This window comes from Synechococcus sp. NOUM97013 (assembly GCF_014279815.1).
Taxonomy (GTDB): domain Bacteria; phylum Cyanobacteriota; class Cyanobacteriia; order PCC-6307; family Cyanobiaceae; genus Synechococcus_C.
Window position 1 is genome coordinate 12,735 of the sequence record NZ_CP047941.1, and the last position, 13,233, is coordinate 25,967.

Sequence of the window (13,233 nt, forward strand, 5' to 3'; positions counted from 1 at the left end):
TCTCCCTGATTTCGCATGGTTTTCGACTGGTTCAACCGACGCCCCGAGGCGGCACAGCCCGCTCAGCCGGCATCCAGCCCTGAGGACACGGCACCTTCAGCGCCTGATGCTGAGTCGGTCGAGTCATCGGTCGCGGACGTGCCGAGTGCAGCTTCAGAAGGTCCTTCAGCCGAATTGGTGGAGTCGTTCGCTGCACCTGCGGCGCCTGAGTCTGTTCCAGATCCAGATCCGGAGCCGGAGCCGCCTCAGCCCTCTGGAGAGCCATCCACCGAGCCTGCCAACCCTGACGATGATCCCCTGGAGTGGGCGCGCCAGGCCTATGCGCGTCTGAAAGCTCAGAAGGAGCAAGAGCAGGCCCAGCAAGAGAGCTCGGCTTCGGTGGCGCAATCACTTTCAGCTGAACCACCTTCAGCCGAACCAGTTTCAGCGGAGCAGGTGTCAGCCCAACAGCCCAGCGTTGACACGGTTCCTGCTGAACAGCCTTCTGTTGAACCGTCTGCTGTCGAGCAGCCTTCCGTTGAACAGGCTTCCGTCGAGCAGCCTGCTGCTGAACCACCCTCTCCGGGACCGTCTCTGCTCGAGCAGGCTGCAGCCCAGCGTCAGGAACGTCAGCAGCAGCTGGAGCAGGCTCCGGCACCTGAGGTTGTTGAGCCTGCTGCCGCGGTTCCTGCACAACCTCAGACGCCGGTCGATTCATCCGATGAGCCCAGCCTGGGTGAATTCGATGACACCTTCACTTGGTCGGCTGAAGTCCTGGCGGCTCAGGGACGATCTGCGGATCAGGTCACGCTTGAAGAGATCGACTGGCTCGGTCGTCTGCGCCAGGGGCTGGAAAAAACCCGTCAGGGATTTGTCACCGGCCTCCTTGAAAACCTCGGTGATGACCCACTCACTCCTGAGGTTCTGGATGACCTGGAGTCATTGCTGCTGCGGGCTGACGCTGGTGTGAAGGCCACTGATCAGGTGCTGGAAGCCCTGCGCCGCCGCATGAATGAACAGGTGGTTGATCCCACCGAGGGCATTCGCTTCCTGAAGGAGCAGTTGCGCGATCTGCTGGATAAGCCCATCAAGGACAGCGGTGTTGAATTGCTTGCTCCGCAGCGTGAGCAGCTGAACGTCTGGCTGATGGTTGGTGTGAACGGTGTCGGCAAGACCACCACGCTTGGCAAACTCGCCAATCTTGCGGTCCGCAGTGGTTACTCCGCCATGATCGCGGCGGCTGACACCTTCCGGGCGGCAGCGGTTCAGCAGGTTCAGGTCTGGGGTGATCGCAGTGATGTGCCGGTGGTGGCGAATCCCTCCTCCAACGCTGACCCTGCAGCTGTGGTGTTTGACGCCATCGGTGCGGCCCGTTCCAAAGGGACGGATCTGGTGCTCGTTGACACGGCCGGTCGCTTGCAGACCAAGCACAACCTCATGGAGGAGCTTGAGAAGATCCGGCGTGTGGTCGACCGTCTGGCCCCCGATGCCCATGTGGAGTCCCTGCTGGTGCTGGATGCCAGCCAGGGTCAGAACGGACTCAAACAGGCGATGGCATTTGCCAAGGCGGCGGGACTCACTGGCGTTGTGATCACGAAACTGGACGGAACGGCCCGAGGCGGTGTCGCGCTGGCGGTGGCCTCGGAAGCCGGGCTGCCAATTCGTTTCATTGGTGCTGGTGAGGGAATCCGCGATTTGCGGCCCTTCAACAGCTTTGAGTTCGTGGAAGCGCTGTTGGCTGGCCGCTAAGCGCATCGGTTTTCTCAGGACAGGCTTGCTACCTTGCGGGTCCTGCCAGGGGTTGCCGTGAGCAGCAATCCATCAAGGCGCCATCCGGCTTCTCCAACTCGTCAGGGTCTGCCGTCCACCTCGGCAACCGCTTCGTTGCGTCAGTTGCTCGACAGCTTGTCGAAAGAGCAACGGTCCAATCAGGAACTGCTCGTGTCGTTGGGCTTCGCTCTGCGCAGTTTCACCAATCTCAACCGTTTTCTGGAGCTCGTTCCAGTGGTGGCAGCCCGTCTGGTGGGTGTTGAGGGGGCCCTGCTCGTACCGTTCCATGCCGATGGACGCCTTTGGAACGAACAGCTGCAGATCCTCACGACTGCCCGTTCGGAACCTGTGCTCCAGGCTTTGAACAAGCACGAACCTGGACGATCATCCGGCTTTGGTTCTGACGATGCCCTGGTGCTGGGCATGGATCGCTTGGTCCAGCGTCAGCTCGGATCGGCCGGTGTATTCGCCACGTCGCTGGTGGCCCGCGGTCGTCAGCGCGGACGTCTCTATGTGTTCAATCCCTCCGGATCATTGATCTGGACGGATGTGCATCGCCGCCATGTGCAGCTTGTGGCGGATCTTGCCGGTGTGGCGATCGAGAACGACCTGATGCTTCAGGAAGCCCGCCTGCATGAGCGTGTCGACCGGCAGCTGAGCATTGGTGCTGAGATCCAGGCTCAGCTGCTGCCGGATCACTGTCCGGTGATCGAGGGTGTGGAACTGGCGGCCCGCTGCCGTCCTGCCTTTCAGGTGGGTGGTGACTACTACGACTTCATTCCCACACGTCCCGAGTTGATCGGCCGACGTCGTGAGCGGGGGCGTTGGGCCCTGGTGATGGGCGATGTGATGGGGAAAGGGGTTCCCGCCGGTCTTTTGATGACCATGCTGCGTGGAATGTTGCGCGCTGAGGTGCTGAGTGGCTTGCCACCGGATCGGATCCTGCATGACCTCAATCAGCTGGCCCTTGAGGATCTGTCGCAGTCCCACCGTTTCGTGACGCTGTTTTATTCGGATTTCGATCCGCGCACGCGTCGATTGCGTTTCGCCAATGCTGCCCACAACCCACCGTTGATCTGGAGGTCTCAGCAACGCTCCGTGAGCCGACTCGATGCACCCGGTCTGCTGATCGGTCTTCAGCCGGAGGCGGAGTATGGCGTCGGTTCCACGGTGCTGGAACCTGGCGATGTCCTGCTCTATTACACCGATGGGGTCACCGAGGCTCCCGGCATCACAGGTGATCGTTTCGACGAGGACCGTCTGATTCGCAGCCTGGAGTCAGCATGTCGGTCTGGAACGGGATCGCAGGGGATTCTCGATCAGTTGTTCCGTCGCTTGGATCGTTTTGTCGGCCCGGATCGTCAGTTGGAGGACGACGCTTCGATGGTCGTGCTCAAGGTGCGGGAGGAGGTGATGCTGCCGTCTGTTCCCAGGACTTCGGCCTGACAAGCTGAGGGGATCTCTGTTGAGGATCGGCGATGGCGGGTGGAGTGACGGGCGGAGGCTCCGCCACCTGGAGTGATCGTTTCGAACAGGGCCTGCATCCGGCGATCGAACGATTCAATGCCTCGATCGGCTTCGACATCACCCTGCTTCAGGAGGACCTCGACGGATCGATCGCCCATGCCCGCATGCTGGCCAACTGCGGCGTGATTTCCTCGGCTGAGGCTGATCAGCTTTGCAGTGGTCTGGAGCAGATCCGTGCTGAAGCAGCAGCTGGACATTTTCAGCCAGGGCTTGAGGATGAAGACGTCCACTTTGCGGTGGAGCGCAGGCTGATCGCTCTGTTGGGTCCAGTGGGCAAGAAACTGCACACGGGTCGCAGCCGCAACGATCAGGTCGGCACCGATCTGCGCCTGTGGCTGCGCCGTCGGCTTGATGAATTGGATCCCCAGGTGCAGGCCTTTCAGACCGCCTTGCTGAAGCAGGCCAGTGACCACCGCACCACCTTGATTCCCGGTTATACCCATCTGCAACGGGCTCAGCCCGTGTGTTTGGCCCATCACCTTCTCGCTTATGTGGAGATGCTCGAGCGTGATCGCCAGCGGCTTCAGGACGTCCGCAAACGCGTCAACTGGTCACCGCTCGGAGCGGCGGCTTTGGCCGGAACGCCGGTGCCGATCGACCGGCGCAGCACGGCCGCGGCGCTTGGATTCGATGGCATCTACGCCAACAGCCTGGATGCGGTGAGTGATCGCGACTTCACGGTGGAGTTTTCTGCGGCTGCATCGCTGCTGATGGTGCATCTCAGCCGTCTGGCCGAAGAAGTGATCTTCTGGGCTTCAGAGGAATGCGGGTTCGTGCGGTTGACGGACCGCTGTGCCACCGGCAGCAGCCTGATGCCTCAGAAGAAAAACCCGGATGTGCCCGAACTGGTGCGCGGTAAATGCGGTCGTGTGTTCGGGCATCTGCAGGGGTTGCTCACGATGATCAAGGGCCTGCCTCTGGCCTACAACAAGGATTTTCAGGAAGACAAGGAGGCCCTGTTCGATGTGGTCTCCACCACCAAGCAGTGTCTGGAAGCGATGACGATCCTGATCGAGGAAGGTTTGAGCTTCCGCCCGGATCGGCTTGAGGCTGCGGTGGGCGCTGATTTCTCTAATGCCACGGATGTGGCCGACTACCTGGTGGCGCGTCAGGTGCCGTTCCGGGAGGCGTATCAGATTGTCGGTGCAGTGGTGAAGCAGTGCCTGAGTGAAGGTCTGCTTCTGCGCGACCTGACCCTTGAGCGATGGCAGCAGTTCCACCCTGCGATCGAGGCCGATCTCTATGAGGCGCTTGCCCCACGTCAGGTGGTGGCCGCTCGCACCAGTGAAGGTGGAACAGGCTTCAAGCGGGTCGAGGAACAGCTGGCTCTGTGGAGCGAACGTCTCGGCTTTGTCGCTCAGTGATCATTTCGTGATAACGGGACTACGCTTAAAAGGCCAGAGGACCAATGCTCCCTCACCGGACCTTGAACCGATGGCTTGTCTGATCCCTTGGGTCCCTTTCTCGTTAGGTCCAGCAGTCAAGTGAGCATTTTTGTCGGCAATCTGCCCTTCCGCGCCGAGCAGGAGGACGTCATCGAACTGTTCGCCGCTCACGGAGAGGTCACGAACTGTGCCCTCCCTTTGGAGCGCGACACCGGTCGCAAGCGCGGCTTTGCTTTTGTGGAAATGGTTGATGAAGCGGCTGAGGCCGCGGCTATCGACGCTCTTCAAGGGGTTGAGCTGATGGGCCGACCCTTGCGCATCAATAAGGCTGAACCCCGTGGCAGTGCACCGCGTCGTGGCGGCGGCGGCTACGGCGGTGGCGGCGGTGGTGGCGGTGGTGGCGGTGGTGACCGTCGCTCCGGAGCTCGCGGTTGGGAGGATCGCAGCTATGGCGGTGGTTCCAGTGGTGGCGGCTATGGAGGTGGCGGAGATCAGTCCGGCTCCCCCTATGGCGGCGGCGGTGGTTACAGCGCTGGAGACGATGGCCGCAGCCGTCGTCGTCGTGGCGGTGCCTCCCAGCCGGATGGCGGTGGCGGTGACTATGGCGGTTACGGCGGCGCTGAAGGCTGAGCTCGCTAGAGCTGAGCTTCAGAGCCCGGCATCGATCAGTTGCTGGGCAGCCTGTTCCAGCACGCTGAGATTGGCGCCTGGGCGCTGAGCCTTCTGGCCCAGGTCCCGACGCCAGTGACGCGCACCCGGGACACCTTCCACCAGTTGCACCAGATGGCGGCAGAGGTCCCAGAGGCGACCGCCGCGATCCAGGTGTCGTTCGGCGTGGGGCATCAGTCCCACCAGCACCTGCGATGCCTTCATGGGCCGGGGCGCCTCCCCGAAGATCAGGGCATCGATGCCCGCCCAACGCAGGGGATGGGCATAGGCCGCTCGGCCCACCATCACGCCATCACAGTGGTCGAGAGCGTTCAGACACTGTTCGGGGGTGTCGAGGCCGCCATTCAGTTCGATCAACAGCTGGGGTCGGCGTTGCTTGAGGGCGATTACCCGATCGTGCTGAAGCGGAGGGATGGTGCGGTTCTGTTTTGGATCTAGTCCTTCTAACCACGCTTTTCTGGCGTGCACGCTGAACCGTGTCGCGCCTGCCGCTGCCACTTGATCCACAAAGGCGGTCAACAGGCTGTCGCTGTCGAGATCATCAATCCCCACCCGGTGTTTCACCGTGACCGGGAGGTTGCTGGCGGTCACCATCGCTTCCACGCAGCGGGCCACCCGATCCGGTTCGGCCATCAGGCATGCGCCGAAGTTGCCGGCCTGCACCCGCGGGCTCGGGCAACCCACGTTGAGGTTGATTTCGTCGTAGCCCCAGTCCGCTGCCATACGGGTGGCTTCTGCCAACAGCACCGGATCGTCACCGCCCACCTGCAGCGCGATCGGATGTTCCTCCGCATCGAACCCCAGCAGCCGCTCGCGGCGGTTGCTGTGATGCAGGGCCTGAGCCACCACCATCTCGCTGTAAAGCAAGGCCCTGCGGCTGATCTGCCGCATGATCTGGCGGAAATGCCGGTCTGTGCAGTCCAGCATCGGCGCGACGCTGAAACGCCAGGGAGGTTCCCGATCGGCTCTGGTGAGGGAATCCATCCCTCCATGCTGCCTGGCCCTGGGACCTGATTTGTTTAGAACAGTTCCACGAACGGAACGCTTCAGGCCATGACACCCACCTTTGATCACTGGCTGCTGAGCAGACGATCGCTGCTGATGGCATCAGCGGCAGGGGTGTTCGGTGTGTTCCGCGCACCCGAGCAGGTGCTGGCAGCGTCGAAGGCTTCGGATTCAGCCTGGGACCTCTCGGATGCGCAATGGAAGCAGCGCCTGTCTCCGGAGTCGTATTCCGTGCTTCGCCGGGAAGGCACAGAGGCACCCTTCACCAGCCCCCTCAACAACGAGAAGCGCGATGGCACCTACCACTGCGCCGGTTGTGATCAGCCTTTGTTTTCGTCCAAGGCGAAATTCGACAGTGGCACCGGTTGGCCCAGCTTCTTTGAACCGCTGCCCGGGGCGATCGCCACGAAAGTAGATTTCAAACTGATCATTCCGCGCACGGAATACCACTGCAGCCGCTGCGGCGGTCACCAGGGTCATGTGTTCAATGACGGCCCCAGGCCCACAGGCAAGCGCTACTGCAACAACGGCGTCGCCCTGCGCTTCCAGCCCGTTTGATCTGATCGTCGTGGGTGGTGGTCCTGCCGGCTACATGGCAGCGATCACCGCCGCAGAGCAGGGGCTGCCTCGGGTGTTGGTTCTGGAAGGAACGCCTGAGCCGCTTCAGAAGGTGCGCATCAGTGGTGGGGGCCGCTGCAACGTCACTCACGCTTGCTGGGATCCACGCGAGCTGGCCACCCACTATCCGCGTGGCAGCCGTCCGCTGCGCGGCCCCTTCAGCCGCTTCGCCTGTGGTGATGCCATCTCCTGGTTTGAGGAGCACGGTCTCACCCTTGTGGAAGAGCCCGACGGCCGGATGTTTCCGCAGCAGAACCGTTCCGAAGCGGTGATTCAGTGCCTCCAGAACGCTGCCAGGGCAGCCGGTGTGCAGCTGCGCACGCGCGTCATGGTTCAGCAGGTGCAGTCCCAATCCGATGGAGGATTCGCGCTGGTGGGCCGCGGCCTGGAGAGCCCCTTGCGGGCGCGCCAGTTGATGCTGGCCACCGGCGGCCATCCCAGCGGTCGCAGGATCGCTGAGGCCCTGGGGCATCAGGTGGTTCCCCCGGTGCCGTCGTTGTTCAGCCTGTCGCTGCAGGCGAAACCCCTCGTGGCCTGCAGCGGCATTGCCATCGATGACGTGAGCCTCGACCTCAAGCTCGGCGATCAGCGTTTCCGCCAGACCGGGAGGGTGTTGATCACCCATCGTGGATTGAGTGGTCCCGCCACCTTGCGGCTGTCTGCTTTTGCGGCGCGGGCGCTGCATGCGAGCCACTACCAGGGTGAGCTCAAAGTGGATTGGAGTGCAGGTCTGGGCCGTCAGGGGGTGGAGCAGCGGCTGCAACAGTGGCGCCAGGAGCAGGCCAGGCGCACACTCGCGGCTGCCAAGCCCATGGAGCATCTGCCGCGTCGGTTGTGGCAGGCGTTTCTGTCGATGGCCGGTGTGGAGGCAGACCGACGTTGGGCTGATCTCCCTTTGAAAGCGGAGCGTCAGCTGCTGGAGATCCTTTGCGCCCAGCGTCTTCCCATCAAGGGCAGGGGACCGTTCGGAGAGGAGTTCGTCACTGCGGGTGGCGTGGACCTGGGTGAGGTGAACTTGGCCACGATGGAAAGCCGGCGTTGTCCCGGTCTTTATCTGGCCGGTGAACTCCTGGATGTGGATGGTGTGACCGGCGGATTCAACTTCCAGGCTTGCTGGAGCGGTGGCTGGCTGGCGGGTCAGGCCATTGCGGCCACTGTGGCGTGATGGTTCCTTACTGAATCTGATCAAACACGGTGAACATCGGCAGATACATCGCCAGAAGGATGGAGCCCACGATGCCGCCCACCACGACGATCATCGCCGGCTCGAGCATGGAAGTAAGTGCTTTCACCGATGCGGAGACTTCGTCTTCGTAGAAGTCGGCCACCTTGCTGAGCATCTGGTCCATCTCGCCGGTTTCCTCGCCGATCGAGAGCATGCTCAAAGCCATATCGGGCAGCACTTTCTGGCGTGTCAGTGCGGTGCTCAGCAGCACCCCCTCCTGGACCAGGCTGCGGGAGTCGAGAATCGCGTCGGAGATGATCGAGTTTCCGGCGGTTTCACTGGAGATCTCCAGTGACATCAGGATCGGCACCCCGGCGCGGGTCAGCGAGCTGAAGATCCGACAGAACTGAGCCGTCGCCGTTTTCATGATCAGATCCCCGAACAGGGGGACCTTCAGCATCAGCCGGTCCACAACCCTGCGGCCCTTGTGGGTGGCGTAATAGCGGCTGAACATCCACATCATCACCATCAGGGCTCCGGCAAACACCAGCGCTGCTGAGGAGCGCAGCAGCTCGCTCAGGTCGACCATCAGCTGGGTGAACAGGGGCAGCTCGGCGCCCAGGTCTTCGAAGATGCCCGCGAAGGTGGGAATCAGGAAGATCGTCATTCCCAGGAACACCAGGATGGCGATCACCAGTACCGCTACGGGATAGCCCAGAGCCCCCTTGATCTGGTTCTGCAAACGGGCGTTGTCCTCCAGCAACTTGGCCAGTCGCTTGAGCGATTCGTCGAGCACACCTCCGGCTTCCCCGGCTTCCACCATCGCCACCGTGAGCTGGTCGAACACCTTGGGCCATTGGCGCATGGCTGCGCCCATGGCGATGCCCTGGTTCACCTCAAGCCCCACAGCCGTCAGTGCCTTCTTGAACATCGGCAGCTTCTGCTGCGTGGCCATCAGATCCAGGCTGCGCACGATCGGCACGCCTGCATCCACCAGCGCCGCAAGCTTGCTGGCCCACACTGCTTTGTCCTTCACTCCTGGCGGTTTCTGGAGCGCTTCTTCCAGTGATTGCAGCAGGTTGCTTTTGGTCTGCGGCGCCTTCCCCTTGTCGTCGGGGTCACCGCCGTTGGTGTCGGTGACCAGTTGGATCTCCTGAACACGCAGACCGCTCTTGCGTAGTTGCCGGCGCGCGTCGTCAGCTGAGGCGGCGTTCAGGGTGACTGTGCGCGTTCTGCCACGGGTGGTCAGACAGCGGGCTTCGAATCGTCGGGTGCGCTGCCCTGGTGCGTCAGGTTGTTGGTGGCAGGATTCGACCTGAATTGGTTTGAACCCCCGCTTGCGCAGCTGCTGACGGATGCTGGCGCTGTCCTCCGCTTTCAGCGTGATGCTGAGGCGTTCGCCCTTTCGGTTCAGGTAAGTCGCCCGAAACTGACCCATGGTCAGAGCTCTTGGATCAGTCGTTCCAGCTCCCCGGGTTTCGAGGCCTTGGCCATGGCTTCCGCCTTGGAGATCTGCTTGCGTTTCAACAGATCCGCCAGCGCTTTCTCAAGGGTCTGCATGCCCAGTTCTCCTCCGGTCTGGATCTGGGAATACAGCTGTGCGGTCTTGCCTTCGCGGATCAGGTTGGCTGTGGCGGCGGTGTTGATCAGGATTTCCTGGGCCATCACCCGCCCGAACTGGCCCGGGGCTGGGTTGCTGCGGCGACAGAGGGTCTGCGAGAACACAGCCACCAGGCTTCCGGAGAGTTGCACGCGGATCTGGGTCTGCTGCTCGGGGGGAAACACATCCACCATGCGGTCCACGGTCTGCGCGGCCGAACTGGTGTGCAGGGTGCCGAACACCAGGTGGCCGGTTTCCGCTGCGCTGATCGCCAGTTGAATCGTTTCCAGATCCCGCATTTCACCCACCAGGATCACGTCCGGGTCCTCGCGCAACGCCGCACGGAGGGCGTTGGCGAAGCTGCGCGTGTCTTCATTCAGCTGCCGCTGATGCACCAGGCTGCGGTCGCTCTTGTACACGAACTCGATCGGATCCTCGATGGTGAGGATGTGTTCGGCGCGGCTGTGATTGATGTGATCGAGCAGCGCCGCCAGGGTGGTGGTCTTTCCCGAGCCGGTCGGTCCTGTGACCAGCACAAGGCCCCGTGGTCGTTCGCAGGTCTGCACCACCACCGGCGGCAGATTCAGCCGATCGATGCTGGGAATGCTGCTGCCGAGGGCCCGCAGACAGGCGGCATAGCTTCCCTTCTGCCGGTACACATTCACCCGGAAGCGGGCCACGCCCTTCAGTCCGTAGGCGCAGTCAAGTTCCCACGTTTGTTCGAGTGTCTTGCGCTGACTGTTGTTGAGCATGGAGAAGATCAGCCGGTTGCAGCTCTCCTCCAGCAGAGGTTCGTCCCGCATCGGACGCAGTTCGCCGCTGAAGCGGCCGTAGGGGGGCTGCCCACTGGCGATGTGCAGGTCGCTGCCGCCGGCCTCGACAAGCTCCTGCATCAGGTCTTCGATCATCAGCTCCATCGCTCCGTCCTCAATGACGTGGTGTCAGGCAGTAAGGGCATTCCAGCCAACCTTCCTGGAGTCCGCCACCACATCCACTGCAGGTGAGTGAGCTCAGGGCCCGGGCGCGCCGTTCCGATTCCAGGCCTGCGTCGGTGAGCACCATGCGCCCCACCTCCTCCAGGGTGGTGTGGCCTTCCCGCACCAGATCGAGGCTGTACCCCAGCAGGGTCTTCATGCCGCCTTCGAGAGCCAGTTGCCGCACCATGTCGGTGGTGGCGCCTTTGGCCACGGCTGCCGCAAGTTCCTCGTTCATGCGCAGCACCTCATACACCCCAACCCGGCCCTTGTATCCGCTGCCCTGGCAGTGAGGGCAGTTGTTGAACTCCCCGTCTTGGTGATTGGCCTTGAAAAAGCTCACATCGGCTTCATGGCTGGCCATCAATCCGAACCGCGCCAGTTCCTCAGGGTCCGGGCGGTAGGCGACGCGGCAGTGGGGGCAGACCCGCCGCAGCAGTCGCTGGGAGACGATCCCGATCAGGGAGGCGCTGACCATGAACGGTTCCACCCCCATCTCATCCAGACGGGCGATGGCGCTGGGGGCGTCGTTGCAATGCAGGGTGGTCAATACCAGGTGACCGGTCAGGGCTGCCTCAATGGCTGTTTTCGCTGTTTCCAGATCGCGGGTCTCTCCCACCAGCAGCACGTCCGGGTCCTGACGCATGAAGGCCCGCAGGGCCTGACTGAAATCGAACCCTTTGTCGCGATTCACCTGGCATTGGGTGATCCCGGGCAAGGTGTATTCGATCGGATCTTCAACCGTGGAGATGTTGATTCCCGGCTCGTTGCGTTCCGCCAGCAATGAATAGAGGGTGGTCGATTTACCGGATCCCGTCGGACCAGTCACCAGGATCATTCCGAACGGTTTGGACCCGAGGGCTCGCACCAGTTCCAGCGCCTCCGGGTTGCTGATCAGCTTGTCGAGACCCAGCTGGGTCGCGGAGCTGTCGAGCAGTCGCAGCACGATCTTTTCGCCGTAGCGGCTGGGCAGGCTGTTCACCCGGAAGTCCACCGTGCGGTTCTGGAAACGACGGCGGATCCGACCGTCCTGGGCGATGCGGCGTTCGGCGATGTCCAGGTCCGCCATGATTTTGAAGCGGGAGGTCACGGCCGGGATCAGCCGGCTGGGCAGGGGTTCAATGTGGCTTTGCAGCACACCGTCCTGACGGAAGCGCAGTTGCAGACCTGCTTGCTGGGGCTCCACGTGAATGTCACTGGCTCCCAGTTGAAGGGCCTGCATCAGGATTCGGTCCACCAGGTTGATTACCGGCGAACGGTCCGCATCGTTGAGGCTCGACTCCAGATCCTCCGGTCCGGCTGATTCCGCTGCTGCCTCCTCCGGGTCCTGCTCCAGAACGCCATCCACGGAGAACTCCTCCAGGTAGGAGGTGGCGGTCTCCGCCACGGTGTTCGCCGCAAGGGTGGTCTCTTCGGTGTTTGGGTCGGCTGAACGCTCGATCGGTTCGGTTGCGTCGACGGCATGCATCGGTGCAGGGGTGGCCTGGCTCGACGCGCTGTCTGGATGCGGGGAGGACTGCTGATCCAGCAATGCAGTGAGCTGTTCGCCCAGCGCGGCATGCCGTGCTGGATCGAAGCCCATCGTTTTCAGCTTCTGCAGCAGGGATGGCGCATCGGCACGGCCGAGAGTTCCCGGGATCGACTGCTGCAACAGCAATTCAAGTTCGAGACGCCGGCGATCGTCGATCACGGATCCAATTCATGGGAGGTGCGGGCTTCCCCCGCTTGTGTGAGGCCTACCTCACCTATCAACATGTCTAGACGTGAATTCGCAACCGGTCAGCATGAGTGGCGATGCTTCCACCCCCGCGCAGGATCTGTCCACGGAAGTTTCTGACGGCCAGCAACCTGGCGTGATGGCTTCTGAGTCCACGGAGGCCGCATCCGTTGATGCGGTTCCGACTCCGGAGGCTGCCGCGTCGGAGCCAGCCGCTCCCGCCGGCGACAACGAGGCCCGTCTCGAACAGCTCGAGCGCGAACATTCCACCCTGCGTGAGGAGCACGAGGTGCTGCGAGGCCAGTACGTACGCATCGCGGCGGACTTCGACAACTTCCGCAAGCGTCAGAGCCGTGACCAGGACGATCTCAAGGTGCAGCTCACCTGCAGCACCCTGAGTGAAATTCTGCCGGTTGTGGACAACTTCGAGCGTGCCCGTCAGCAGCTGAATCCCGAGGGAGAGGAAGCTCAGGCGCTGCATCGCAGCTATCAAGGTCTCTACAAACAGCTGGTAGACGTGCTCAAGCAGCTCGGGGTGGCTCCCATGCGTGTGGTGGGGCAGGACTTCGATCCAACACTCCACGAGGCGGTGCTGCGCGAACCGAGCGAGGAGCATGGCGAGGACGTGGTGATGGAAGAGCTGCAGCGTGGCTATCACCTCAACGGTCGCGTGCTGCGTCACGCCATGGTCAAAGTGTCGATGGGTCCCGGTCCCCAGTCAGGTTCAGCCACTGAAGCCCCAGCCGAGGATGCTGCCGCTGGTGAGGAGGTCGCGGGTGATGCCAACGGTTGATCCCACTCCTGCTTTTACTGTGACCTTCGGG

At 62.4% G+C, this 13,233-nt stretch carries 11 protein-coding genes; 7 read left to right on the forward strand and 4 right to left on the reverse strand.

Annotated features, from left to right (window positions below; genetic code table 11):
• Positions 1-15: 15 nt before the first annotated feature.
• From ftsY to SynNOUM97013_RS00070, 4 genes are all read left to right on the forward strand, one after another.
• Positions 16-1,728, forward strand: a complete 1,713-nt coding sequence (gene ftsY / locus SynNOUM97013_RS00055) for a signal recognition particle-docking protein FtsY (RefSeq protein ID WP_186480263.1) — start codon at positions 16-18, stop codon at positions 1,726-1,728.
• 57 nt (positions 1,729-1,785) lie between these two features.
• The gene (locus SynNOUM97013_RS00060) at positions 1,786-3,195 is read left to right on the forward strand and encodes a GAF domain-containing SpoIIE family protein phosphatase (RefSeq protein WP_186480264.1); all 1,410 of its coding nucleotides are present in this window, start codon (positions 1,786-1,788) and stop codon (positions 3,193-3,195) included.
• Positions 3,196-3,227: 32 nt separating this feature from the next.
• Positions 3,228-4,640: an argininosuccinate lyase gene (gene argH, locus SynNOUM97013_RS00065; RefSeq protein ID WP_186480265.1), complete on the forward strand. Its 1,413-nt coding sequence runs from the start codon at positions 3,228-3,230 to the stop codon at positions 4,638-4,640.
• 120 nt (positions 4,641-4,760) lie between these two features.
• Positions 4,761-5,291, forward strand: a complete 531-nt coding sequence (locus SynNOUM97013_RS00070) for an RNA-binding protein (RefSeq protein ID WP_186480266.1) — start codon at positions 4,761-4,763, stop codon at positions 5,289-5,291.
• 18 nt (positions 5,292-5,309) lie between these two features.
• Here the strand turns inward: SynNOUM97013_RS00070 and dusA are convergent, their stop codons facing one another.
• A complete protein-coding gene (gene dusA, locus SynNOUM97013_RS00075; RefSeq protein ID WP_186480267.1) occupies positions 5,310-6,314 on the reverse strand; it encodes a tRNA dihydrouridine(20/20a) synthase DusA in 1,005 nt (334 codons plus the stop codon).
• 69 nt (positions 6,315-6,383) lie between these two features.
• On the opposite strand from dusA, the gene msrB reads away from it, so the two are divergent.
• Both msrB and SynNOUM97013_RS00085 read left to right on the forward strand, forming a co-directional pair.
• A complete protein-coding gene (gene msrB, locus SynNOUM97013_RS00080) occupies positions 6,384-6,893 on the forward strand; it encodes a peptide-methionine (R)-S-oxide reductase MsrB (protein WP_186480268.1) in 510 nt (169 codons plus the stop codon).
• A gap of 34 nt (positions 6,894-6,927) precedes the next feature.
• The gene (locus SynNOUM97013_RS00085) at positions 6,928-8,118 is read left to right on the forward strand and encodes an NAD(P)/FAD-dependent oxidoreductase (protein ID WP_370586482.1); all 1,191 of its coding nucleotides are present in this window, start codon (positions 6,928-6,930) and stop codon (positions 8,116-8,118) included.
• Between the two features lie 7 nt (positions 8,119-8,125).
• Here the strand turns inward: SynNOUM97013_RS00085 and SynNOUM97013_RS00090 are convergent, their stop codons facing one another.
• The 3 genes from SynNOUM97013_RS00090 to SynNOUM97013_RS00100 are packed head-to-tail and all read right to left on the reverse strand — an operon-like array spanning position 8,126 to position 12,382.
• Positions 8,126-9,556: a type II secretion system F family protein gene (locus SynNOUM97013_RS00090; RefSeq protein ID WP_255442841.1), complete on the reverse strand. Its 1,431-nt coding sequence runs from the start codon at positions 9,554-9,556 to the stop codon at positions 8,126-8,128.
• Positions 9,557-9,558: 2 nt separating this feature from the next.
• Entirely contained in the window at positions 9,559-10,635 is a 1,077-nt protein-coding gene (locus SynNOUM97013_RS00095) for a type IV pilus twitching motility protein PilT (protein ID WP_186480270.1), read from the reverse strand.
• A gap of 10 nt (positions 10,636-10,645) precedes the next feature.
• Complete coding sequence (locus SynNOUM97013_RS00100; RefSeq protein WP_186480271.1) at positions 10,646-12,382, reverse strand: GspE/PulE family protein; 1,737 nt, start codon at positions 12,380-12,382, stop codon at positions 10,646-10,648.
• Positions 12,383-12,476: 94 nt separating this feature from the next.
• Between SynNOUM97013_RS00100 and grpE the strand changes: the two genes are divergently transcribed.
• Positions 12,477-13,202, forward strand: coding sequence for a nucleotide exchange factor GrpE (gene grpE / locus SynNOUM97013_RS00105; protein ID WP_186481314.1), 726 nt, complete (start codon positions 12,477-12,479; stop codon positions 13,200-13,202).
• The last annotated feature ends 31 nt before the right edge of the window (positions 13,203-13,233 follow it).

Coding starts and splice junctions, on each gene's coding strand:
- SynNOUM97013_RS00095 (WP_186480270.1), bottom strand. CDS start 10,635: ATGGAGCTGATGATCGAAGACCTGATGCAGGAGCTTGTCGAGGCCGGC.
- grpE (WP_186481314.1), top strand. CDS start 12,477: ATGAGTGGCGATGCTTCCACCCCCGCGCAGGATCTGTCCACGGAAGTT.
- dusA (WP_186480267.1), bottom strand. CDS start 6,314: ATGGATTCCCTCACCAGAGCCGATCGGGAACCTCCCTGGCGTTTCAGC.
- ftsY (WP_186480263.1), top strand. CDS start 16: ATGGTTTTCGACTGGTTCAACCGACGCCCCGAGGCGGCACAGCCCGCT.
- msrB (WP_186480268.1), top strand. CDS start 6,384: ATGACACCCACCTTTGATCACTGGCTGCTGAGCAGACGATCGCTGCTG.
- SynNOUM97013_RS00085 (WP_370586482.1), top strand. CDS start 6,928: ATGGCAGCGATCACCGCCGCAGAGCAGGGGCTGCCTCGGGTGTTGGTT.
- argH (WP_186480265.1), top strand. CDS start 3,228: ATGGCGGGTGGAGTGACGGGCGGAGGCTCCGCCACCTGGAGTGATCGT.
- SynNOUM97013_RS00090 (WP_255442841.1), bottom strand. CDS start 9,556: ATGGGTCAGTTTCGGGCGACTTACCTGAACCGAAAGGGCGAACGCCTC.